Origin of the sequence: uncultured Brachyspira sp., assembly GCF_944390595.1 — a bacterium.
GTDB lineage: Bacteria > Spirochaetota > Brachyspiria > Brachyspirales > Brachyspiraceae > Brachyspira.
The window spans coordinates 1-23,211 of sequence record NZ_CALXRN010000049.1; the positions used below are offsets into that span (position 1 = coordinate 1).

General features: G+C 28.9%; 21 protein-coding genes. 13 read left to right on the top strand and 8 right to left on the bottom strand.

The window, feature by feature from the left end:
• The 6 genes from Q0J90_RS02610 to Q0J90_RS02635 form a co-directional block, all read left to right on the top strand.
• Positions 1-1,392 (top strand): phage tail protein (locus tag Q0J90_RS02610; RefSeq protein WP_297276428.1); only part of this gene is annotated, 1,392 nt, incomplete at its 5' end.
• Between the two features lie 91 nt (positions 1,393-1,483).
• A complete protein-coding gene (locus tag Q0J90_RS02615; protein ID WP_297276429.1) occupies positions 1,484-2,707 on the top strand; it encodes an ROK family transcriptional regulator in 1,224 nt (407 codons plus the stop codon).
• Positions 2,708-2,818: 111 nt separating this feature from the next.
• A complete protein-coding gene (locus Q0J90_RS02620; RefSeq protein ID WP_297276430.1) occupies positions 2,819-3,760 on the top strand; it encodes a sugar ABC transporter substrate-binding protein in 942 nt (313 codons plus the stop codon).
• Between the two features lie 87 nt (positions 3,761-3,847).
• A complete protein-coding gene (locus Q0J90_RS02625; RefSeq protein WP_297276431.1) occupies positions 3,848-5,335 on the top strand; it encodes a sugar ABC transporter ATP-binding protein in 1,488 nt (495 codons plus the stop codon).
• Positions 5,336-5,356: 21 nt separating this feature from the next.
• Positions 5,357-6,343: an ABC transporter permease gene (locus tag Q0J90_RS02630; protein WP_297276432.1), complete on the top strand. Its 987-nt coding sequence runs from the start codon at positions 5,357-5,359 to the stop codon at positions 6,341-6,343.
• A gap of 29 nt (positions 6,344-6,372) precedes the next feature.
• Positions 6,373-7,314, top strand: a complete 942-nt coding sequence (locus Q0J90_RS02635; protein ID WP_297276433.1) for a sugar ABC transporter substrate-binding protein — start codon at positions 6,373-6,375, stop codon at positions 7,312-7,314.
• Between the two features lie 51 nt (positions 7,315-7,365).
• Here Q0J90_RS02635 and Q0J90_RS02640 read toward each other — a convergent pair whose 3' ends face one another.
• Complete coding sequence (locus Q0J90_RS02640; protein WP_297276434.1) at positions 7,366-7,701, bottom strand: hypothetical protein; 336 nt, start codon at positions 7,699-7,701, stop codon at positions 7,366-7,368.
• A 313-nt stretch (positions 7,702-8,014) separates the two neighbouring features.
• Between Q0J90_RS02640 and Q0J90_RS02645 the strand changes: the two genes are divergently transcribed.
• The 3 genes from Q0J90_RS02645 (at position 8,015) to Q0J90_RS02655 (ending at position 9,842) form a co-directional block, all read left to right on the top strand.
• Positions 8,015-8,371: a hypothetical protein gene (locus Q0J90_RS02645; protein WP_297276435.1), complete on the top strand. Its 357-nt coding sequence runs from the start codon at positions 8,015-8,017 to the stop codon at positions 8,369-8,371.
• Between the two features lie 125 nt (positions 8,372-8,496).
• Positions 8,497-8,673: a hypothetical protein gene (locus tag Q0J90_RS02650; RefSeq protein WP_297276436.1), complete on the top strand. Its 177-nt coding sequence runs from the start codon at positions 8,497-8,499 to the stop codon at positions 8,671-8,673.
• Positions 8,674-8,696: 23 nt separating this feature from the next.
• Positions 8,697-9,842, top strand: coding sequence for a hypothetical protein (locus Q0J90_RS02655; protein ID WP_297276437.1), 1,146 nt, complete (start codon positions 8,697-8,699; stop codon positions 9,840-9,842).
• Positions 9,843-9,844: 2 nt separating this feature from the next.
• Here Q0J90_RS02655 and Q0J90_RS02660 read toward each other — a convergent pair whose 3' ends face one another.
• From Q0J90_RS02660 to Q0J90_RS02670, 3 genes are read right to left on the bottom strand one after another with little or no spacing between them, the layout of a single operon-like run.
• Positions 9,845-10,783, bottom strand: coding sequence for an ankyrin repeat domain-containing protein (locus Q0J90_RS02660; protein ID WP_297276438.1), 939 nt, complete (start codon positions 10,781-10,783; stop codon positions 9,845-9,847).
• A 33-nt stretch (positions 10,784-10,816) separates the two neighbouring features.
• Entirely contained in the window at positions 10,817-11,770 is a 954-nt protein-coding gene (locus tag Q0J90_RS02665; RefSeq protein ID WP_297276439.1) for an HTH domain-containing protein, read from the bottom strand.
• A gap of 29 nt (positions 11,771-11,799) precedes the next feature.
• Positions 11,800-13,371: an aryl-sulfate sulfotransferase gene (locus Q0J90_RS02670; RefSeq protein ID WP_297276448.1), complete on the bottom strand. Its 1,572-nt coding sequence runs from the start codon at positions 13,369-13,371 to the stop codon at positions 11,800-11,802.
• 486 nt (positions 13,372-13,857) lie between these two features.
• Between Q0J90_RS02670 and Q0J90_RS02675 the strand changes: the two genes are divergently transcribed.
• From Q0J90_RS02675 to Q0J90_RS02690, 4 genes are all read left to right on the top strand, one after another.
• Positions 13,858-15,231 carry a TolC family protein gene (locus tag Q0J90_RS02675; protein ID WP_297276440.1) on the top strand — a complete coding sequence of 458 codons (1,374 nt, stop codon included), beginning with the start codon at positions 13,858-13,860 and terminating at the stop codon, positions 15,229-15,231.
• Between the two features lie 11 nt (positions 15,232-15,242).
• On the top strand, positions 15,243-16,508 hold the full coding sequence (locus Q0J90_RS02680; protein ID WP_297276441.1) for an efflux RND transporter periplasmic adaptor subunit: 1,266 nt from the start codon (positions 15,243-15,245) through the stop codon (positions 16,506-16,508).
• A gap of 49 nt (positions 16,509-16,557) precedes the next feature.
• Positions 16,558-19,695, top strand: a complete 3,138-nt coding sequence (locus tag Q0J90_RS02685) for an efflux RND transporter permease subunit (RefSeq protein WP_297276442.1) — start codon at positions 16,558-16,560, stop codon at positions 19,693-19,695.
• A gap of 298 nt (positions 19,696-19,993) precedes the next feature.
• Positions 19,994-20,344: a hypothetical protein gene (locus Q0J90_RS02690; RefSeq protein ID WP_297276443.1), complete on the top strand. Its 351-nt coding sequence runs from the start codon at positions 19,994-19,996 to the stop codon at positions 20,342-20,344.
• 321 nt (positions 20,345-20,665) lie between these two features.
• On the opposite strand, the gene Q0J90_RS02695 is transcribed toward Q0J90_RS02690, so the two are convergent.
• The 4 genes from Q0J90_RS02695 to Q0J90_RS02710 form a co-directional block, all read right to left on the bottom strand.
• Positions 20,666-21,913 carry a succinylglutamate desuccinylase/aspartoacylase family protein gene (locus tag Q0J90_RS02695; protein ID WP_297276444.1) on the bottom strand — a complete coding sequence of 416 codons (1,248 nt, stop codon included), beginning with the start codon at positions 21,911-21,913 and terminating at the stop codon, positions 20,666-20,668.
• Positions 21,914-22,006: 93 nt separating this feature from the next.
• A complete protein-coding gene (locus Q0J90_RS02700) occupies positions 22,007-22,213 on the bottom strand; it encodes a hypothetical protein (protein ID WP_297276445.1) in 207 nt (68 codons plus the stop codon).
• A gap of 78 nt (positions 22,214-22,291) precedes the next feature.
• Complete coding sequence (locus Q0J90_RS02705; RefSeq protein WP_297276446.1) at positions 22,292-22,417, bottom strand: hypothetical protein; 126 nt, start codon at positions 22,415-22,417, stop codon at positions 22,292-22,294.
• Positions 22,418-22,425: 8 nt separating this feature from the next.
• A complete protein-coding gene (locus Q0J90_RS02710) occupies positions 22,426-22,851 on the bottom strand; it encodes a hypothetical protein (RefSeq protein WP_297276447.1) in 426 nt (141 codons plus the stop codon).
• Positions 22,852-23,211 lie beyond the last annotated feature (360 nt).

The window sequence follows — 23,211 nt, forward strand, 5'->3', positions numbered from 1 at the left end:
ATTTTTGATTTGAAAGGTAATTTAATGAATGATGAGGACGGCTTAACTGTTGTAAGCGGTTCTAGTTATAAAGTTAGAATAGCAAAAACAAAAAATAGAAATGAAAAAGTAGATTTTACTTCTGATGATGTTAAAGGAAAATATTTAATATATCCCTCATCAGTGGGACTTACTCCTACTACAGAATCAATGAGTAAAGAATATGTAGGTGCTCCTTCTTCAGAAAGTTATGCGGGTGCTACTACTTATGCGGGCGATATTTCTTATGGAGCTTTCCCAAATACAAATGCATATTATGCTAGTTTAATATGGGCTAATGTTCATACAAAAGAAACTACTGGTAATTTACTTTGCATTAACTCTTTTAATAATTTTGCTGTGAGGTTTAATAAATCTTCAGAAGATGAAAGTATTAATATGCTTGAAATTATAATTGAAGATGAAGAAGGTTATAATAGTAATTTTATTGATATATACGATTCAATGAAGCATAAAGATTTAATTGAATCTATAAATAAAATAAAAGATATGAAAGCATTTTTAATAACAGGAAGCGAAGAAGATGAAATTAATTTTACAAATTTAATAAATGAATTAAAAGAGTATAACAGCAAAAATAATCAAACAGAATATTTACTTAGTTTTAAAAGAGTTGGACTCATAGAAAGCGGTATATTTAGTGATGAGGCTAAAAAGAAATACCCAAAATATCAAAGCATAATACACCCTCGATTCGGAGAGGCACAATATTATAATATAGCTTTGTATGACAGTTCAAAAAATATGGATGGCAATCAATATATAGGCTGCGAAAGTAAATCTATTAATTTTAATTTTGCTAATAAGGCTATGACAGAAATTAGTTCTTCTTTATGGGCTTTAGATGAAGTAACAATAGATAAAGATTCTGTTTTATATGAAGATAGAGCAGAAGAAAGAGATGTTGTTATGGCTCAGACTTCAAAGTATCCTACAAAACTTTTTATCAATGGTACTGAAGCTACTTCTGTGAGTGATGTTGCTTTAGCTTTTGAATGGACTAAAGAAGAAAAATATAATATTTCAGCAAAAAGATACGGATTTCCAAATTCTAAATTTACATTGAGTTTTTCAGGAAATGCAGTTTTTAATATTCAGTCAAAAGAACTTTTTTATGATAGAGTTTTAAATGGCAACAGACAATCATTTATAATATCATCAAAAACAAGATTTAAAAATAAAGATTATCCATTTATATTTATAAGTACAGATGTAGGAGGAAGTCCGTCTTTTCCAGCAATAGAGCCTAAAGAACTTTCAATATCTTTGAATAGTTTTAAAGCTTCTGAACAGTCTAATGATATGAACAGTAATTATTTAATTGCATTTACCGATAGAGCGGATTTGTTTTAGTAAAAAGACTTTTTTATTTATTGACTAATAAAAAACTTTTGTTTATACTTAATATCAAAAAAATTAATTAATATTATAAGGCAATAGTGGTATGCTAGGTAAATTAAAACAAAGCATTAATTATAATGATATGCAGGAGATGAATCGTTATCTTATTATTAAACTTTTGATGCAGTTAGGAGTATGTTCAAGGGTAGAATTATCTAAATTATCTGGTTTGAAGCAGGCCACTATAACCAATATTATTAATGATTTTATAAAAATAGGATTAGTTTCTGAGATTGGTTCAAAGAATGGAAGTAAAGGAAGAAGATCTATTGCTATTTCATTAAACAGTGATAGATATAAATTTATAGGGGTGAGATTAACCCGCAAGTATATATCTATTGGTTTATTTGATATCATTGGAAAACATTATTTTTTAAATAAATATAAATTTGATGTAAATGATGGAGTAAAAAATACATTGCATATAATAGAAAATGCAGTTTATGATGTTCTTGATAAATATTCAAAAGACAATATATTAGCGATAGGTATTACATTACCTGGACCTTTTATTAGAACTACAGGTACTATTAGTGTTAATGAGTTTCCTGGATGGGAGCAGGTTTTAGTAGAAGAATATTTTAATAATGTTTTTAAAATACCTGTATTTTTTGAACATGATGCTAAAGCAGGAGTTATGGCCGGATGGTATTTAAATAAATATAATAATACTAATAAAACATTTGCTTATATAATAGCCGGACATGGTATTGGAGTAGGGGTTATTGTAGATGGTAAATTAATAAGAGGTTCTACAGGTACATTTGGTGAACTTGGTCATACAAGTATAAATTTTGATGGACCTTTATGTCAATGCGGCAATAGAGGATGTCTTGAAAATTATTGTTCTACAATATCTCTTTCAAGAAGAATTAAAAAAAGATTAGCCTCAGGAGAAACATCAAATTTAAAATATGATTTTGAGTTTTTTGATATAGTTGATGCTTATAAAAATAAAGATCCTATTGTATGCGAGGAAATAAATAAAAATACAGAATATCTTAGTATAGGTATAATAAATTTAGTTAATTTAGTTAATCCTGATGTAATTGTTATTGGTGATGAAATGGTTCATTTCGGGGATGATTTTTTGATTACGCTTAAAGAGAATATTAAAAATAGGATAATGCCTGATTTGTATGATAATCTTGATATAAGATTAGGTAGCAAGTATGATGATGAAGTTCTTGTAGGTGCTAGTATTGTAGCTATAGAGGCGATTCTTAGAGAGGGTTTGCTTTTAAATAAAATATCAAAAATTATATAAAATGTTGTAAAAAAAATTGACTATTGTGCTTTTTTGAATATACTAATATATATTGCTTAATTGAATTAATTAATATAATTAATTCAATTAATATATTTTAAGGAGCTAAAAATGAAAAAGCTAATAGTTATTTTTTCAGTTTTATTTGCCATGTTGCTTTTTGTTGCATCATGTAATAGAGGTACTGAGCAAAGCAGTGGAAGAAAATTTGGATACACTGCCATGACAATGAACAACCCATTCTTTTTAACAATTTCTGAGTCTATAAAATCAGAATTAGAAAAAAATGGTGATACTTTAATAGTATTGGATCCTCAGCTTGATCAAGCTAAACAAATATCTCAAGTTGAAGATATGATTGCACAAGGTATAGAATTACTATTCTTAAATCCTGTAGATTGGCAAGGTGTAAAACCAGCATTAGATGCTGCTAAAGCTGCTGGAATACCTATTGTAAACTTTGATGCAGATGTTTATGATACAGATTTAGTTGATGCTATAGTTATATCAGATAATTATCAGGCAGGATATTTATGCGGCGAAGATTTGGCTAAACGTATGCCTAATGGCGGTAAATTAGCTATTATAGAACATGCTGTTGCTAAATCTGTTTTAGATAGAATAAGAGGATTTTATGACGGATTAGGTGCTGTTAGCAATAAATTTGAATTAGTATCAAGACAGGATGGTTTAGGTCAATTAGAGATAACATTACCTATAGCAGAAAATATACTTCAAGCTAATCCTGATGTACAAGTATTTTTTGGTGGAAATGACCCTATAGCATTAGGTATAGTTGCTGCTTTAAAAGCTGCTAATAAAACTGGAGTATTAGTTTATGGTGTAGACGGTTCACCTGAAATTAAAGCTTCTATTAAAAATGGAGAGGCTACTGCAACAGGAGCACAATCTCCAATTAATATAGGTAAAAAATCAGTTGAAGTTGCATATAAAATATTAAATAAAGAACCTATAGAAAAAAATATAAGTGTTGAAACTGCCCTTATAGATCAAAGTAATGTTGATCAATATGGTATAGATGGCTGGCAATAATATTTTTATTTATCTAAAATAATAGTACATATATCATATATGAAAATTATATGATATATGTACGTATTTTATATGAGGTTTGTTTATATGGTTAGATTAAAGGCTTTAAATATTTGCAAAAAATTTCCTGGAGTAATAGCACTTAATAATGCCTCATTAGAAGTTGAAGGTGGAGAAGTATTAGCACTTTTAGGAGAAAATGGAGCTGGAAAATCCACAATATCTAAAATAGTGTCAGGAGTTTATACGGCTGACAGCGGGGAAATATTTATAGATGATAAACAAGTTAGTATATCTTCTGTTTTAGATGCTGAAAAAAATGGTGTTAGTATAATACACCAAGAAATAATGCTTATACCGGAAATGAAAATATTTGAAAATATTTTTTTGGGAAGAGAAATTAAAAAGAAAAACGGATTAGCAGATGATAAAAAAATGATAGAAGAGACTAATAAGTTTCTTGAGAAATTTAATTTTGATATTTCGGCAAGTACTAAGGTTGGAAAATTAAGTATAGCACAGCAGCAGATGATAGAAATTATTAAAGCTGTTTCATTTAATAGTAATATAATTTTTATGGATGAACCTACAAGTTCCTTAACAGATAAAGAAGTAGAGTATTTATTCAAAATTATAATGGATTTAAAATATCAAAATGTAAGTATAATATATATTTCTCATAAATTAGATGAGCTTTTTGCTATAAGCGATAGAATAACTGTTATGAGAGACGGAAGCACTGTAGGAACTGTAAAAACTTTAAATACAAATAAAGATGAACTTATATCAATGATGGTTGGAAGAACTCTCAGTAATTATTATAAAAGAACATTTAAAGATGATAATACTGATAAAGAAAAAGTTCTTGAGGTTAAAAATTTATATGGAAAGCCATATTTGAAAGATATTAACTTTTCTCTTTATAAAGGCGAAATATTAGGATTTGCCGGACTTGTTGGTGCTGGAAGAAGCGAGCTTATGAAAATAATATTCGGTATAGATAAAAAAGAAAAAGGAGAAATATATATAGATGGAAATCCTGCATCTATAAATGATGTTGATGATGCTATTAAATATGGAATAGCTTTGCTTCCGGAAAATAGAAAAGAAGAAGGTCTTATATTAGAAAATAAGGTTGGATATAATATAACTTTATGCATACTTAATCAATTTATAAACTTTATAAATGTTAATAAATTAAAAGAAAATTCAATAATAAAAAAATATATTTCACAGCTTTCAATAAAAACTAGTTCATCAGAACAGGTAGTAAAATTTTTAAGCGGCGGAAATCAGCAGAAGATAGTATTAGCTAAATGGCTTGCTACATCGCCTAAAGTTTTAATACTTGATGAACCTACAAGAGGAATAGATGTCGGAGCAAAATCTGAGATATATGAAATAATGGATGAGCTTGTATCTAAAGGAGTTTCTATCATATTAATATCCTCAGAACTTCCTGAGGTTATAGGTATGTCTGATAGAATAGCTGTTATGCATGACGGATGTATCACGGGTATTATAGGTAGAGATGAATTTTCACAAGAAAAAATTATGCATTTGGCAACTTCTTAATTTTATTTACAAGGATATTTTATGAAAAAGAATATGAAACTATATATTGAAAAATTATCATCAAATAGATTTTTAAGACCTTTTGTAGGATTTGTTGTAACGAATTTCGGTATACTTTTAGGATTAATATTTATATGTGTTTTAATGATTATATTAACTCCAAATTTTTTAAAAGCCAATAACATTATAAATATATTAAGACAGGTAACTACAAATTTGAATCTTGCTTTGGGAATGACTATCATAATTATAATAAATGGTATAGATCTTTCTGTAGGTTCTATAGTAGCATTGTCAGGAACTGTAGCAGGGGAATTGATAGCATTTGCAAATTGGCCTTTGCCATTAGCAATTTTCACAGCTGTTTTAGTAGGAACATTATGCGGATTATTTAATGGTGTTGTTGTAGCTAAAACTCAAATACCTCCTTTTATAGTAACTTTAGGTATGCTTAATATAGCAAGAGGTATTGCTTATGTATCTACAGGAGGACAGCCTGTAAGAGTTATGAATGACTCTTTTAATATCATAGGAGCAGGATATATAGGTGCTATACCTTTGCAGGTTATTTATACTTTGATATTTGTTATTATCATATCTCTAATTTTGAGAAAGACTAAATTAGGACGTCATATATATGCTATAGGAGGAAATATAACAGCAGCCAGATTCTCAGGTATAAAAATTGTTTTTGTTACAATATTTGCTTATACTTTATCCGGATTTTTATCAGGTTTTTCAGGTGTAGTATTAGCCTCAAGAATGTACTCAGGACAGCCTACAGCAGCACAAGGTTTTGAACTTGATGCAATAGCTGCATGTGTATTAGGCGGTACAAGTATGAGAGGAGGAGTTGGTACTATAGGCGGAACTGTTATAGGTGCTTTAATAATAGGCGTACTTAATAATGGATTGAACTTACTTAATATAAATTCTTTTTGGCAGCTTATAGTTAAAGGTGTTGTTATATTGTTAGCAGTTTATATAGATTTGATGAAAAAAAGATAAAATAAATAATAAAAAAATAGGAGAAATAAATGAAAAAGATTATATTAGTTTTTTCTATTTGTTTTGCTTCTCTCATGATTTTTATATCATGTAATAGAGGTGCAGAACAAAGTACAGGCAGAAAATTCGGATACACTTGTTTTACAATGAATAATCCGTTTTTCATTACCATTGCCGATTCAATTAAAGAAGAATTGGTAAAAAATGGAGATACATTAATAATATTAGATCCTCAGTTAGACCAAGCAAAACAGATATCTCAAATAGAAGATATGATATCTCAGGGTATAGACTTAATGTTTTTGAACCCTGTAGATTGGAAAGGTGTTAAACCTGCTTTAGATGCTCTTAAAGCAGCTGGAATACCTATTGTAAATTTCGATGCTGAAGTTTATGATAAAGATTTGGTTGATTCTGTAGTTGTTTCAGATAATTTCCAAGCAGGATTTGTATGCGGTCAAGATTTAGTTAAACGTATGCCTAACGGAGGTAAATTAGCTATTATAGAATATGCTGTAAATAAACCTGTTCTTGATAGAATAGAAGGTTTTTATGCAGGATTAGGGGATGTAAGCAATAAATTTGAATTAGTATCAAGACAAGACGGTGTAGGTCAATTAGAAATATCTTTGCCTATAGCAGAAAATATACTTCAAGCTAATCCTGATGTACAAGTATTTTTCGGCGGAAATGATCCTATAGCTTTAGGAGTAGTTGCTGCTTTGAAAGCTGCTAATAAAACAGGCATATTAGTATATGGAGTTGACGGTTCTCCAGAAATAAAAGCATTTATTAAAAGCGGTGAAGTTACAGGTACTGGAGCTCAGTCTCCAATTAATATAGGAAAAAAAGCTGCTGAAGTTGCTTATAAAATATTAAATGGTGAATCTTACGAAAAGAATATAAGTGTTGAAACTTCTCTTATAGATCAAAGCAATGTTGATCAATACGGCACAGAAGGTTGGCAATAATTTTTTTCATATTTTATAAAGCCTCATACAAAAGTATGGGGCTTTTTAATTTTAGTAATTGTCAGTATTTATTTTTTTTATAATTGAATTATATTTGTCTTTTTCTAATGTTATCATATTTGATAGGAATGTGCTGTTTGAATATTCAAAATTAATTCTTTTAGGTTTGTATCTAAAATCAAAAGTATTTTTAGACAATGAATATAAATTATAATAGATATTTGATTGATTATATATAGTTAATTCATTAGTTGAAATATTTTTATTATATCTTATATCAAATATAGTAAAAAAATTTTTTATATTGTATGAGAAGAAAATATTATTAAAAGAATATAACTCTAAACATAAAAAAATAAAAATTAATATAATAGCTTTTCTTTTCATAAATTAGATTATAAACTTCAAATTAATTATATCAACATAAAAAGTAATTGTAATATAAAATTTTTGAACATATCAAAATTAATTATTTAAAAACATATTTTATGGCTATGAAATTGTTGCAGACTTTTAGTGCAAAAAATTAAGGAGAATTTAAATCTGCTCCTTATATTTTTTGAGCCTATGACAATTGAAAATTGGCATAGCCTTACAGTGAAAAAATTAAGGAGTATATAAAACAACTCCTTATATTTTTTGAACTTATGACAATGTAATTGTCATAAATTTTTTAGTGAAAAAAATTAAGGAGTATATAATGGAAAAACTTGAATTTAAATGCGTTGATTTCTTTAATAGATATATTATAGAAGAAATTGTTTATAAAGATGATGGAGAAAATATTGTTCCAGTAAAAATATTCAGCCGTTCTACTTTGGGAAATAAATTTAATGGTGATGATATTATAAGCATTAACCGTCCTAGCTTCAATGAAAATATTAAATATGTTAGAGAGAAAGAGGAAAAGATTATTGATGATGATATTTTCAAATGGCTTGATGTGAAAATAAATAATAATTCTGCAGTAAGCCTTCTTGATGAATGGAGTACAAAAGATATTAATGAATTTGCTCAGGTGATAAAAAGTTTTTTGCTAGAGAGAAGAATCATGTAATAAATAACTTTCCTGTTTTTTCTTTAATAGAGCAGACAGAAATTGATAATCTTGTTAATTATGCTTTTAAGAACAGGCAGGTTAAATATGATGATTTTTGTTATTTTAATGACGGGCTTATAAGTTTGTATACAGCTTCTTTATTTTGGAATAAAATTATACTTGAGGCTTGGTATCAAATAATAAGCGGAAGATTTGTATATTGTCATTATGATAAAGATGATTATTTGAGATTTGGACTTAATTATGCTGTATTTAGATTTAAACTTTTAATAGATAAGTCATTTCATGGCATTAAATAAATATTTTGCTAAGAGGTTTTTATATGATTTTAAACAGCACTAATAAAGAATTACAGAATATAGAGGTTGGTATAAAGAGAATAAATGCAGCTTATGAAAGCTCTTCATTTTTTAACGATTCAAAAAGTTTATTTGATAATTTTATTAACGGCAGCGAGGATGCAAAAAATAGTGTAGATGATATTGAAGATTCTGTAGTTTCTTTAAATAGCAGTATAAAAAATATCGATATAAAAAGTTTTTCTAATGGAATAAAAGATTCTCTTTCAAGCATATCAAGTATATATAAAGATTTGAGTGCAAGTTTTTCAAGTTTTTTCTATTATGATTTAAGTTCTTATGATGCGGCAATAGAAGAAGCTAAAAATAAATTGCAGGAGTTCGATGATTATCAAAAAGAATTAAAAGAAGATAAAAAAGCTGAAGATGATGAAGATTATGAAAATTATTTAGCAAGACTTGATGAAGAGTTAGAATTAGCAATTAATAATAAAGATGCTATGAGTGCCGAAGCTATACGCATAAAGCAGGAAGAGTTAAAGAAAAAACAGGAAAAAGAAAAAGAGGATTTACAAAAAGAGAAGGATATACAAGCTCAAAGAGAATTATTAGAAAAACAGCTTGCTCAAGCAGAATATAATAAAGCTTATGCTGAGTGGGATAATCAGGTAAAGTTGGCAGAGATGGAAAAAGCAAAAGCAATAGCAGATGCAGTTTTAATTCCATCTCTTGCAATAGCTCAGTCTGCTTTAGGAGTGGCAGCTTCATTTGCACAAGGAGGACCAGCCGGTTTTGCTGCAGGACTTATAATATCGGCTACTGCAATATCTTCTGCTCTTGCCGCAGCTTCTGGTATAGTTTCATCAGCCAATGCATTAGACAGTGTAAAATCTAATCCTCCTCAGGCTCCTAAATTCGGATTTGGTACAGCTGGATATATTATTCCGGACGGAGGTTCTGCTATAGTAGGAGAAATGGGTGCGGAACTTATAACAAATAAATCCGGAAAGATACAGGTTCAAAGCAATGCCCAAATGCAGGAACAAGGTTTTTATAAAGGAGATATTTGTAATGTAACTATAAATGTTGAGCAGGCTTTAAATCCGGATGAAGTTTATAGACTAATGAACAGTTATAAAGCTAGAAACAGTCAGAAGTACACAAGATAATATTATTGAATAGCACCTGCCTCTAATAATATCTTTTCTATTACTGTATTATCAAAATATCTGGCATATCTTAAAGGAGTCCAGCCATTTTTATTTTTAACATTAACATCTGCTCCTTTCTCTACTAATAGTTGCGATACAATTCTATCAGATATAGAGGTTGCTAATAGTAATGCGGTATTTCCATCCTCATCTTTAATATTAAGATTAACATTATCATAATTCAAAAATATTTCTACAGTCAAAAGATCGGTAGTCATAATAGCCATCATCAAAGCTGTCTGACCTGCATTATTTTGTATATTAGCATTGGCGCCTGCATTTAAAAGCATATCAACTATTCCATTAGAATTTTGTATAGAAGCAAACATCAATGCAGTATAACCGTATTTATCTGCGGCATTAATATTACTTTTTGCTTCTAATAGAATTTTTGCAGTATACTCATATTTTTTCTCACTTGCCAACATTAAAGCCGTTTTACCTTCTACATCTTGTACATTAACATGTGCACCAGCTTCCAATAAAATTTTCAACACATCTACATATTTAATAGAATAAATTAAAGCGGTTTTGTTATTTACATCTTTTGCATTTACATCTGCTTTTGCTGATAGCAGAACTTTTAATACAGCAATATTTCCTTTAATAGAAGCGTACATTAAAGGAGTAGCTCCATACAAATCAGTTTTATTAGGATCTGCCCCTGCTTTTATCAATTCTTCTGCAAGAATATCATAATTCCCCATAGCAGCAAATATCAATGCAGTATATCCTTCCTCGCTGGTCATATTTGGATCTATATTTTTTTCATTTATGTACTCTAAAACTTTATCAGTCTTTCCATATTTTGCATAATAAAAAAATTCTTTTTCTGTAAAAGAATATAAATTTAATATATTAAGTGATAATATTATTATGGCAAAAAATATCTTTTTCATAACTCAATTTCCATTCTGAATAATAAATAAAAATTATGGTTTGTTAAATCTATTGCTGTTAATCAAACTTGATATTATATGATTTTTAGATTTGTCTTTAGCTTCTAATATCTCATTAACATCATTAATAAAATCTTGAAACTGTCTGTTATAGCAAAGTTTATGCATAGTGTCTATATCTAAATAATTTCTTTTTTTAGCAGAAAATAATATTTGAGAATCTTCCGGATTATCATAATCCAATTTTATAATTCCTACTCCGAAAGACTGATTTAATCTTTTAATCTCTTCCATTAAATCTATATCGTTTTCATCTATTTCCATAGCTGCAAGCCAAGCTTCATTAGCCCATCCTGAATTTGATAATGCCTGAAAATAATATTCTGTTAAACTTCCAAGAGTTAGTTTTAATTTTAATTCATAAGCGTAAATTTCTGTAGTAGGTAAATTTATATGATTGAATAATTCTAAAACTGACTTATTAATATAATCTTTAAATGTAACGCCGACTATATCCGGAGTACCCCATTTCATCTTTCCTTTTAAGTTAACATCCGTAGAGTTTGCATTTATAGTTTTTGAATATATTTTCATTGAGTATAAATATTTTGTAAGAGGTGCATGCAAATCTTCTTCTAATACTTTTTTATTCTGTTTATTGTTTTCAATAATATCTTCTGAATCTTCTTCTTCGCTTAAATTATTAATCTCATTTATAAGATTCTGATTAGAGTTATTTATTTTGCTTTTTAAAAAGAATTTTCCCTTACCAACTTTGACAAATATTGTATCATCTGGATTGAATTTTATGTCTGTATATATTTTTGCCCCTAAACTTGCAATAGGTGTCTTGCTCATTTTACCATTTAATGTTTCAGCTATAATTTTATCATAACCTAATTCACAAGCTTTTTCCCATATTTCATTAGCTTTCATAGGAACATCGCTTTGTTCTAGAACTTTCTTTGCTGCATCATAGTATGTCATAAATAACTCCGAAATAATAATTTATAATTTTAATTTTCTAAAAAAGAATCGTCTTCATTATATTTTCTATTCTCTTCATAATAGAAAGGCATTTTATCTACTCTGTAAACTCCCCAAGTTTTTATACCAAATTTCAAATGATAGAGTACTTCTCTAGTATCTTTATTAACTTCCATTATCTGAGCATTGTTTCCGAAATCCAAAAGCATATTTCCATTAGTTAAAAAATCTATATCCGATACATAATGAGAATATAATTTATTATCCGTTTTGTATTCATAAATTTTTTCAGCTTTCCAATTTCCATGAGAACCGCTTATTTTATATTCTATATATCTCGAACCATTAGGGTTTTCTTCTTCGTCGCCTTGATTATCAAACATTCCTATAATATTAGTTGATATTAAAAATAAAGCATGCTGATTCTTAGGTCCGTCAATGTTTCCATCTCCAAGAACTTTATAAGGATCAAGAGATTTTATATCTTTTAAATATCTGTCATAAGGATTATATGTCTCTATAGTATTTAATGTATCATCAGCCATATACCATATAAGCTCCCATTCGCTGTAATCAACTGCCATAACTGCTAAACTTCTTACAGATAAATAAAGTATATCATTAGCTTCATCATATACTAAAGAATTACAATGTGCCCAATCCATAGGAAAATCTTTTTTTCTTCCTATACTGTAATATCTGTTATCTTTATCAAATATTAACTTTTTTAAATATTCTTTTTCTTCTTCATTCCCATTTTGATTAACTATTTTTTTTATCAAATCTCCTACATACAGGTCTCTAATCATATTTCCATTAGTATCAACTTCGCAGATTCTGTCCTCCACTCCCCATTCCGAATTGGCAAGCATTATATAATTGCTGTCAGAGTTTTTTCTAATAACATCATGGTGAATACCTATATCCAAATTTATAGCATTAAGTTTGGCATTTCCAAGCAAATCGCTTACACCCATAGTATCATAAATTACGATATCATTATCTTCATTAATTACTTTAGCTATTTCATTTGTTAGGTAAAAATTTGAATAATTCACATAGCGTAAATTTCCATTCCTGCTTACACCCATTAAAAATACGCCCTTTTGACTTCTATTTATAACAGGACTTACAAAATATATCTCAGCATTATTATCTTGTAAATTGCTTATAGAATTTTCATCATTAATATTAAAGAAATATACATTTTCTTCCGGTTCTAAATTTCTTATAACTCTATTAGTGGCAGGTACATAAATTTCATCAATAGATAATTTTCCTACTATTATATTAGTTGTTATTCTGTTTGTTCCGTTTATTATATGTATAGTATTTGTATTTTCTGAATAAAGCCCATGTATTGCAAAGTTAGAACCATAATTCTGAGGATAAGTATGTATTATATTTTCATCTCCTAGTCTTCCTTCTGTGATTACTGTAACAGGATAATTATTATTAGTTTCCATTTTATATACTAATGATAAAGGAGTTTGTCCATTTGGATTTAATATAAGTTCTCCTATTTTATCATCAGGAAGCGGAGTAATTTTATTTGAGCATGACAATAAAGCTAATGATAAAATTATAAATAATAATTTCATGTTTGTTAAAATATTATTAATTTTTGATATAAAAAAGGAAGATAATAATTTGTTTTTCATAATTATAGATGATACCTTAATAAAATATAATTTTTTTTATTCTAAATAATAATACAATTAAATGCAATAAAAATCGTATAAAAATTGCCTTCAATTTGAATATATTGTTGTAATATTATTACTTCATATTCAATTATAAAACTTCATAAAATGAACAAATTTTATTTATATTTGTATTATATGTATAGTATTTATGTATGGTTAATATTTGCTTTGTATGTTTTTGTATTTTTAATAAAAAAATGCCAACAATTAATATTGTAAAAAAGATTTACAATATTATAATATTTTATGGGAACTATTTTTCATATTTATTCGTCTAATAATTAAAGTTTAGATATGTAATAACTTGATATTTTTTACTCTAAGTTTATAATTGAAATTCATATATAGGAAAATTAATATAAACTTTTCTAGGAGCGGATAGTGAAATTTTATGCTACTTTAGTTTTAAGTTTATTAGTATTAAGTTTTGTTTTATATTCTCAGGATGCAGTACAGGAAGATGAAATTGCCGCTAATAATAGAATAACCATTACTTTAGAAGATGCTTTGAATATGGCTTTCGATAATGACAAAACATTAAAGCAGGCAGAATATGATGTACGTATAGCACAGGTGCAGAAGGATGCTTCATTTTCTGATTTATTTATGCCTTCTTTAAGCATAAGCGGAGGATTAAATTTAGCTGAATCAAAAGAATATTCTATGAATGATTTAAATACTGGTATTTATTCCAGTCCTGATACATGGTCAGCAAGCGCCACTTTATCAAAAACTCTATTTACAGGTTTTAGAAATTGGAATACTGATAGAGCAAGAGATGTTAATTTAAAGATGCAGAAAGATATTTATTATGATGAGATGAAAAATGTTGACCTTAATACAAAATTAAATTTCTATAATACTTTTGTGGCACAGGAAAATTACAGAGTATATCTTCAGCAGCAGCTTAATTACAGCAACAGAATGAGAGAAGCATATATAAAATATAGAAATGGTCAGGTTTCTGAGTATGAATATTTGAATGCTAAAGTTCAGTATGAAACTACAAAGCCTCAGGTTATAACATTAAGCAATCAGTATCAAAGTTTGAAATTGACATTTATACGTCAAATAGGTATTACAAATGTTGCGGATGATGTTGATTTGGTAGGAAGTATATTAGATGCAACAAATATAACATTGCCGGATATACCTTATGATGATTTGCTTACTATTATAATGAATAATAATATAGAATTAAAAAATATGAGCAGTAATTTGGAAATGCTGGAATATAATAGAAAAGTTGCAAGAAGCTATTTATGGCCTACATTATCAGCTAATGCTAATGTTGGAGTTACCAGCGTAGATAAAATAAAGATGAATAGTAATAGAGAATTTTATAAGGATAGAACAGGAGAATTCAGCTGGGGAGTAGGATTTTCATTAAATTATGCTCTTGATTCATTGCTTCCTTTTTCATCTACGGCAAAAGGGGCTGAAGAGATTGAACTTAGCATAAGACAGATGGAAGTTAGTTATGAGCAGTTAAGAGATACTATAGAGGTCAGCAGCAGAGATTTGATTGCAACAGCTAAATCGCAGGCAGTTAATTTACAGTCCCAGGCTGAGAACGCAAAGACTGCGGCTTATGCTTTGCAAATGGCTCAAAGACAGTACAGAGGCGGTACTTTATCAACACTCGAAGTTAATGACGCTGAAGTAACTTATTTGAATGCACAGCTTGCATATTTACAGGCTATATATGAATATTTTTCAAGCACATTACAAGTATTAAAGCTTTTAGGAGCTTAAATAGGAGATATATGATGAAATTTGAAAGATTAATTATTTTAATATTATGTTTAACAATATTTTCTGTTTCATGCGGAAAAAATAAGGCAGATTTAAAGAAGAAAGAAAATCCTATAAGTGTATTAGTTGCTGCTCCGATAAAACAGCATTTGGATGAATATTTAGAGCTTTCTGCGGAGATTAAAGCTATAAAAGAGGTTGAAATATCATCCGATGTTCCTGGAAAAATAGCTAATATATTAAAATATGAAGGAAGTTTTGTTAATAAAGGCGATACTATAGCATTGATTGACAGATTTGTTATAGGTGCAAATTATGCTTATGCTCCGGCCAGAACTCCTATTTCAGGTTATGTTACAACTACATATATGGCAGTAGGTGCTTCAATAGCTGCTGCTACTCCTATAGCTAATGTTGCTGATATAAGCCAATTAGAAGTTGAAATACAGGTTCCTGAACGCTCTATTGCTGGTATAGAATTAGGACAAAAAGTATTTATAAGAGTTCCTTCATCTCCTAATAAAGAAATAGAAGCTACTATTACAAAAAGAGATTATGCAGTTAATCCTTCTACACGTACTTTGATGGTTAAAGCTTTGATAGATAATAAAGACAGACTTCTTTTACCTGGTATGTTCTCAGATGTATCAATATTGCTTAATTCTGCCGATAATGTATTCGTTATACCAAACAGTTCCGTTTTCAGCGATGATTTAGGTAAAAATTATATATATATAGTTAAAGAAGATAATTCAAATAATCCCCCTGCAGAGGGAAAAGTAACTGAAAGTACAAATATGAAATATAGAGCTTATACAAGAGAGGTTAATATACTATTTACTTCTAAGGATAAAGTTGCTTTAAGCGGAGGACTTGAAGAGGGAGAAGAAGTAGTTATGTTCGGACGTGAATTCTTAAAAAATGGTTCATTAGTTAATAGAATAGAAAATGACCCTACAATATTAGAATATATAACACCTCCTACAACATTAGCATCTGCTCAAACAAATACATCCGATGACACAAATTCAGGAGTAAATAATACAAATACAACACCTACTAGACCAACAACAGCTACTGCTAATCCGGCGACAACGGTAAGAAATACGAATACTGCTAAACCTGCTGCAACGGTAAGAAATACAGATGCTGCTAGAAATACAAATACTGCAACAGCGAGAAATACAAATAATACAGCTGCAAAACCTTCTACTGCAAAAGAAAATAATAACACTCAAAATGGTTCCGGAGATGGTATTTATTCTATTGGAGGCTGATTTATATAATTTGATGTAATTGTTTTTTTATTTAAGGAGCGATTTTTTTATGAGAAGTTTTATTGAATTAATAGTAAAAAGACCGGTTGCCGTATTTATGGGTGTAGTTGCCGTAATTATACTCGGTGCTGTAAGTTTATCTAGGCTTCCGGTAGATTTTTTGCCTGATATGGAATTACCTTATATAAGTATTAGAACTACGTATGATAATGCTGGTCCTGAAGAAGTTGAAAAATCCGTTTCAAAGATTATTGAGGGAGCAGTTTCTTCTGTTAATAATATTAAAGAGGTAAGTTCATCTTCTGAGGAGGAAGATTCGAGAGTTTTTGTAGAATTTAACTGGGGAAGTGATTTAGCTTCTGCTACAGCTGATATTAGGGAAGCAATAGACAGAATAAGAAAATCTTTGCCTGATGATGCGGAAAGCCCTGCTGTTTATAAATTTTCTACTGATAATATACCTATTATGGAAGTATCTTTCTATGGTACAGAAAACTTATCTGCATTATATAATTTAGTAGATAACCAAGTATTAACAAGTATAGAGCAGGTAGGCGGTGTAGCGATGGCTGAGATTAGGGGAGGATTAAAAACTCAGGTAAAAGTTGATGTTGATATGAACAGACTTCAGGCTTACGGACTTGATATTAATTCTATTGTAAACACTTTGGCATTAGAAAATCAAAATATATCCGGCGGTGAAACTTATGAGGGAGTTTATAAATATACTTTAAGAACTACAGGAGAGTTTAAAAACGTTAATGATATAGGTAATGTTGTTGTGGCATTAAAAACTAACAGTACTCCTATAAGACTTAGAGAATTAGCTACTATTTATGAAGGATACGATGAAGACGGAGATATTATCAAAGTTAATGGTACTCCGGCTGTTACTGTTTCTATAAATAAAGAATCCGGAGCAAATACTGTTGCTGTTTCCGATGGTATAAAGAAGAGACTTGATACTCTTAATCTTCCGGAAGGAATTAAATATGAGGTATTATTTAACAGTGCTGACAATGTTAATAAAGCTATAAAAGGGGTTCTTGATACTGCTTGGCAGGGAGGTTTATTCGCTGTTATAATATTAATGCTTTATTTATGGAATGTAAGAACAGTATTAATTATTGCCGTATCTATTCCTATGTCTATAATTGTTACATTTACATTAATGTATTTCTTCGGAACTACTTTAAATATTATATCGCTTTCAGGTCTTGTACTTGGTATTGGTATGATGGTTGATAACTCTATTGTTGTACTTGAAAATATATTCTTCTATAGGAATAATGGTTATGGTAAATATTCATCTGCTATAGACGGTACTTCTACGGTTGCACTTGCAATATCTGCTTCTACACTTACAACAATAGCCGTATTTTTGCCTTTCCTTTTTGTTGAAGGTCAAACTGGTCAGATGTTCAGAGACTTATGTATAACTGTTACTGTTTCTATGATAGCTTCTTTGGCTGTTGCTTTAACTATAGTTCCTATGTTGGGTGCGAGACTTGTAACTACAAAAAAATCTAAGCATTTAGTAAAATTTGAAAATTTCTTTGATAAGCATTTTCACTCTAAAGTTAATTTTATATATGAAAAGATATTAACCTATTCTATAGGTCATAAAACGAGAGTTCTTATACCTGTTATATGTTTAGTTGCGGCAGTTATTGTAATTGGTATTATATTTATAGGTAAAGAAGGTTTCCCAGAATCAGATGAAGGTCAATTCAGAGCTCAAATTACAATGCCTGTTGGTACCAGAAAGGAACAAACTTCATCATTTGTTGATAGAATGAGAAAGGATGTTGAAGAGGTTGTAGGCAAGGATTTAAGCAGGGTTCAGACTAGAGCAAGATCCGGTTCAGATGCCAACAGAGGAGAAATCAGAGCTCAGTTAATAGATAAATCTCAAGGCAGAACTATGGAAACAGAAGAATATGTAGAGCTTGTAAGAAAGAGATTATCAAGCTATCCTGCCACAATCAACGTTGACAGTGTTACTAGTATGAAAGGAAGCGGAAACAGTGATTCCAGCGGTATAGATATAGATATAGTCGGAGAGGATTTAACAAGAGCTAGAGAGCTTGCTAATAGCGTAATAGCTGCTTTGCAGGATGTTCCTGGACTTAGGGACGTACGTTTGAAAAAGAGTGATGCCAGTCCTGAGCTTAATGTTACAATTAACAGAGATTTAGCTTCTAAAATGGGGCTTAATATAAATACGGTTGCTAATTCCATTAAAACTAGTTTCGGAGGAACTACTGCTACTAGAATGACGCCTGAGAATTCAGATGTTACCGACATTGATGTTATAGTAAGACTTAATGAAAGAGACAGAATCAATATAGATGATGTTAAGAGGATGCTTATACCTACTAGTGCCGGAATGGTTCCTGTTTCTTCTGTTGCAAATGTGGATAAAACTTTTGCTCCTAGCGAGATTAACAGAAAGAATGACAGCAGAATAACTTCTATCACAGCTTCCGGATATGGAAGACCTATGAACCAAATAATGATAGATATTCAGGCTGCTATTAATGAGAAAGTATTTGTACCTTCCGGATTTACTATAGTTTATTCGGGAGATTATGAGGACATGCAGGAAGCATTCGGACAGCTTATACAGGCATTATTTTTGGCTTTAGTATTAGTTTACGCTATTATGGCAAGTCAGTTTGAATCTTATATTGCTCCTTTCGTTATAGCTTTAGCAATACCTTTCGGATTTGCCGGTTCTCTTGTATTATTATTAATATCCGGACAAACTTTAAGCGTATACAGCGGTATTGGGGTTATAGTTCTTATTGGTATTGTAGTAAATAATGGTATTGTACTTATTGACTATATGAATCAGCTTATGCATGAGAAGAAGATTAACGGGGATGCTGCTGCTTTAATAGCAGGTCCTAGACGTTTAAGACCGGTTCTTATGACTTCTCTTACAACAATACTTGGTCTTCTTCCTATGGCATTATCAGGAGGCGAGGGTAATGAGATGTATCAGCCTTTATCATTAGCAGTTCTTGGAGGGCTTACAGTTTCTACAATGTTTACTCTTGTTATAGTTCCTACTGTTTATGCTGCTATTAGAAACAGAATACCTCTTAAAGATTATGAGGCTAAAGATATTGAAAGCAGAGAAACAGCCGGTATTGATGATGCTTTAAGCACACCTGGTAAATAAAAATTAAAAAATATATATTAAAAGGCTTGAGTTTTTATAAACTTAAGCCTTTTTTATTTTAACCTAGTTTTGTTAATTAAATTCCAAGTCTAATAAAAACTTGGGCGGGTATGCTTTTTTAATTAAACAGTAAAATTAATTGGAATACTATTTTTATAAAGGTATTAAATTTATAATGGGGCTTATAAATAAAGCAAAAATTATTTTTTTGTGATAAAATTTGCTTTTTTATATAAAAATCTTATATTTAAAATATATAAAATGATTAATAAAAAATAAAGAAAATTAAGGATAAAAAATGAAAACTAAACTATTTTTAATATTAGGAATTTTGATTGTTTCTATATCATGCAGCAGTCCGTCAAATCCTACAGCATCTTATAATAATACATCTAGTACGGTTTCAAACACTAAAAAGAATGCTTTGGAAGTTGCGGAGTATTATCCTGCATTTGTATATAAAGGTGAAGGCGTATATAGAATTAATGGTGAAACATTTCCTGAAGGAGAAAGTATAAGAATAGAAATATATGATGATAATTCTATAGATGTTTTTAGATCACAAAAATATTTTATGTTTGAGCACGTTAATAAAAAGGACAATTATACACAGCCGAACAATATCATGACGGTTATAGACATACATTAGAAATGACAATTACAGGGGATAAAGCTAAAGTAGTATATACTATACAAGGAAATCAGGAAAATTATCATTTTGAATCTGATAAGCTTGTAAAAGTAGTAAAATAAGAAGCTTACGTACTTACCAGCATATATTGCATAGATGAAAGAAATATTATTAATTTCTTTCATCTGTGGTTTTTTAATGATATTACATATCCTGCCCAATTACTTTTACATTAAAAATCACTCCTAGAATATATAAAGCATATTCATAATAAATATAATTATAATTTTTTATGTTTACTATGTGTTAATTAGAATTATAGTAAATAATTAAATTTGATTATTCTAAGCCGTATATTTTTAAGAATTCATTTAATATAGTATGCATTATTATTCTTTTTTTATCATAATCCAAATTTCTAGTAAGCTCTATACCGAATGCTTCTATATTTTTTTTAGCAGCATAAAATGTTATTGTTGTAGGCATAGGATAATACATTTGTCTGAATTTGAATTTCATAGGCTCTATTCTTGAATTGATATTATTTAATACTTTTACAACTTTATCATCCAATTTTCTGCTGTCATATATAATAGAATCTCCAAAAAACTCTTTAAATCCGTTTCCTTCATGAAGAGTTAAAACAACATCAATATTATATTCATCAAGCATATCCATATACTCTTTTGCTAATTTGTCAGTATCAGTTCTATGAATTTTTTTATCGAAAAATCTATTATTTATATCCTGACCTTCTATTGCTCTAGTATTTAATCTGTATGCTTCAGGCACAGCAATAGGAACAACAGTCAAGCTTCCTCTTTTTATAGGCATATTAAGTCTTTCCATAGCTACATCTGTACCTACTCTCTCATTTCCATGAGGCACTATCAAGAATATATTAGGCCCTTTTTGAGGATGTACTATTCTGTATATTGTTGTTTCATTTTTAGTGCCTTCCATGATTTTAAAGCTGTATCTGTCTATATCTTCGTTTAGATGTGTTGCAACTTCGCTTTCTAATTGTCTTGATACACTTTCTATTAAACTTTTTTCATTTGCTGTAGTTCTATAAGGTCCGTTCATTATTGGTATTATTGAAGTTTTATGATGAGGTTCTAAATAATAGCTCATTCCTAATTCAATTTCAGGAGTAATTTTCACAGCATTATCAGATGTTATAACAGAAACTTCATTATCATAAGAAATAACAGCAAAAGACTTTCCTTTAAATTTATATACTTTATCATCTTTATTTATTGTCATTTGAACATCGTCATTATGCTTGCTTTTTATGTACATATATCCTGAATCCAATGTAAATTGTTCATTTTCATAAGTAAGTTTTGAACTAGGCATTAAGATAATAGATTTTTCTCCATTATCTATAACAATGTAGGATTCTTCTTTTGTCGATATAGAAAAATAATCATCAGGAAAACTTTTGTTCAAATCAGAATCTGCATGTTTTTCATTAACAATTACAGAAGCTTCACCTTGTCTTGATATAACTCTGAAATTATTAGCGAAAGCAATGCTGTCTATTATAAAAAATAATACAGAAAAGATGTATATATTGAACTTCATATAAAAACCATAAAATAAAAATACTGTTTTTATTATCGTATATTATAGAAAATGCTTTAAATAAAAAGATTTATTTAAAGCATTTGAATTTAATTATTCTTTAGAATAAAGTATATTTCCAGGTGATATTATATTTACATTTTGTATATATTTTGCTGAGGCAGGAGAGCCGTCATTTTTTAGCTTTATATCGAGATGATAATTGTCATCAATATATTCAAAATATATACTAGGCAGTATGCTTACATTTTTACTGTTATAAGCATTTATAGAAACCCCATAATATAAAAGTCCAAGCATTACAGTATATCCGTAAAATCCGTCTCCTTTGGATAAGTCAAAAAATGATGCTGGTATTGTTACTTTTAGTTTATCATTTTAATAATACGAAACAAAATCTTCCTGTACATCAACTGTTCTTTTAATTCCGTTATATATGCAGCTTCTTTTTCCAGTGTATCCTTTATTTATCATTTCTTTAGGAGCTGGAGATTTATCAATCATTCCCACTATCATATCTGAAGAATTTTTATTTTTATATAAACATATCCTACAGTTTCATCTTCATAAACAGGAAATTGAATCTCTCCAACCCAATCATTATAGCTTATAATATATCCGTAATATCTTCCATAATATAAATTTTCTTTTTTTATTTTGCTGCTGTAAATACCATCTTTATCAAAATTAACTTTTTCTGTTTTGTTTGAAACAATTAAGCCTTTTATCATACCATTGTTTATTGTGACATCAACTGGTCTGTTGCCTGTTTTGTCTGCATTAAAAAATTTCCAATTACCATTGTATTTACTATCTAATCCTTTAATTGTGTAACCGCTTTCAGATGATTTAAGAGGAGAAGTTACATTATTAGATTCCTTACTGCAGCTCAACATAAATAATATAATTATAGTAATACAGATTATTTTTTTTATCATACCGTTTATCCTTATTTTTATATATATGTTAACATGTATTAAAATATTAATCAATATAATTTATTTAATGATAATTATTATTAAATAAGTATTTTTTACAATACTAATAGCTTTATAAAAAAATAAACATTAAGTATTTTAATTTATAGTTGATATTAAAAAAGGCCTGAATCTAATTAAAGACTCAAGCCTAATATTCAATAAGGGATACAATTATTAAAGTTATGCCAATGAAACCTGTCCGTTATGTCTTATTGATAGTTCTAAAGAGTTAGTTAATTTTATTTTATAGAATTCTATTCTTTTATTAATTTCAAATACATAAGCATTATTATATTTTTTCATAATTCTTTTAACTTT

Bases quoted from the DNA above. Each gene is read 5' to 3' on its own strand.
- Q0J90_RS02645 (WP_297276435.1), top strand. From the start codon at position 8,015: ATGGAAAAACTTGAATTTAAATGCGTTGATTTCTTTAATAGATATATT.
- Q0J90_RS02685 (WP_297276442.1), top strand. From the start codon at position 16,558: ATGAGAAGTTTTATTGAATTAATAGTAAAAAGACCGGTTGCCGTATTT.
- Q0J90_RS02615 (WP_297276429.1), top strand. From the start codon at position 1,484: ATGCTAGGTAAATTAAAACAAAGCATTAATTATAATGATATGCAGGAG.
- Q0J90_RS02640 (WP_297276434.1), bottom strand. From the start codon at position 7,701: ATGAAAAGAAAAGCTATTATATTAATTTTTATTTTTTTATGTTTAGAG.
- Q0J90_RS02665 (WP_297276439.1), bottom strand. From the start codon at position 11,770: ATGACATACTATGATGCAGCAAAGAAAGTTCTAGAACAAAGCGATGTT.
- Q0J90_RS02625 (WP_297276431.1), top strand. From the start codon at position 3,848: ATGGTTAGATTAAAGGCTTTAAATATTTGCAAAAAATTTCCTGGAGTA.
- Q0J90_RS02680 (WP_297276441.1), top strand. From the start codon at position 15,243: ATGATGAAATTTGAAAGATTAATTATTTTAATATTATGTTTAACAATA.
- Q0J90_RS02620 (WP_297276430.1), top strand. From the start codon at position 2,819: ATGAAAAAGCTAATAGTTATTTTTTCAGTTTTATTTGCCATGTTGCTT.
- Q0J90_RS02635 (WP_297276433.1), top strand. From the start codon at position 6,373: ATGAAAAAGATTATATTAGTTTTTTCTATTTGTTTTGCTTCTCTCATG.
- Q0J90_RS02670 (WP_297276448.1), bottom strand. From the start codon at position 13,371: ATGAAATTATTATTTATAATTTTATCATTAGCTTTATTGTCATGCTCA.
- Q0J90_RS02710 (WP_297276447.1), bottom strand. From the start codon at position 22,851: ATGATAAAAAAAATAATCTGTATTACTATAATTATATTATTTATGTTG.
- Q0J90_RS02690 (WP_297276443.1), top strand. From the start codon at position 19,994: ATGAAAACTAAACTATTTTTAATATTAGGAATTTTGATTGTTTCTATA.
- Q0J90_RS02705 (WP_297276446.1), bottom strand. From the start codon at position 22,417: ATGATTGATAAATCTCCAGCTCCTAAAGAAATGATAAATAAAGGATAC.
- Q0J90_RS02700 (WP_297276445.1), bottom strand. From the start codon at position 22,213: ATGCTTGGACTTTTATATTATGGGGTTTCTATAAATGCTTATAACAGT.
- Q0J90_RS02695 (WP_297276444.1), bottom strand. From the start codon at position 21,913: ATGAAGTTCAATATATACATCTTTTCTGTATTATTTTTTATAATAGAC.
- Q0J90_RS02630 (WP_297276432.1), top strand. From the start codon at position 5,357: ATGAAAAAGAATATGAAACTATATATTGAAAAATTATCATCAAATAGA.
- Q0J90_RS02655 (WP_297276437.1), top strand. From the start codon at position 8,697: ATGATTTTAAACAGCACTAATAAAGAATTACAGAATATAGAGGTTGGT.
- Q0J90_RS02660 (WP_297276438.1), bottom strand. From the start codon at position 10,783: ATGAAAAAGATATTTTTTGCCATAATAATATTATCACTTAATATATTA.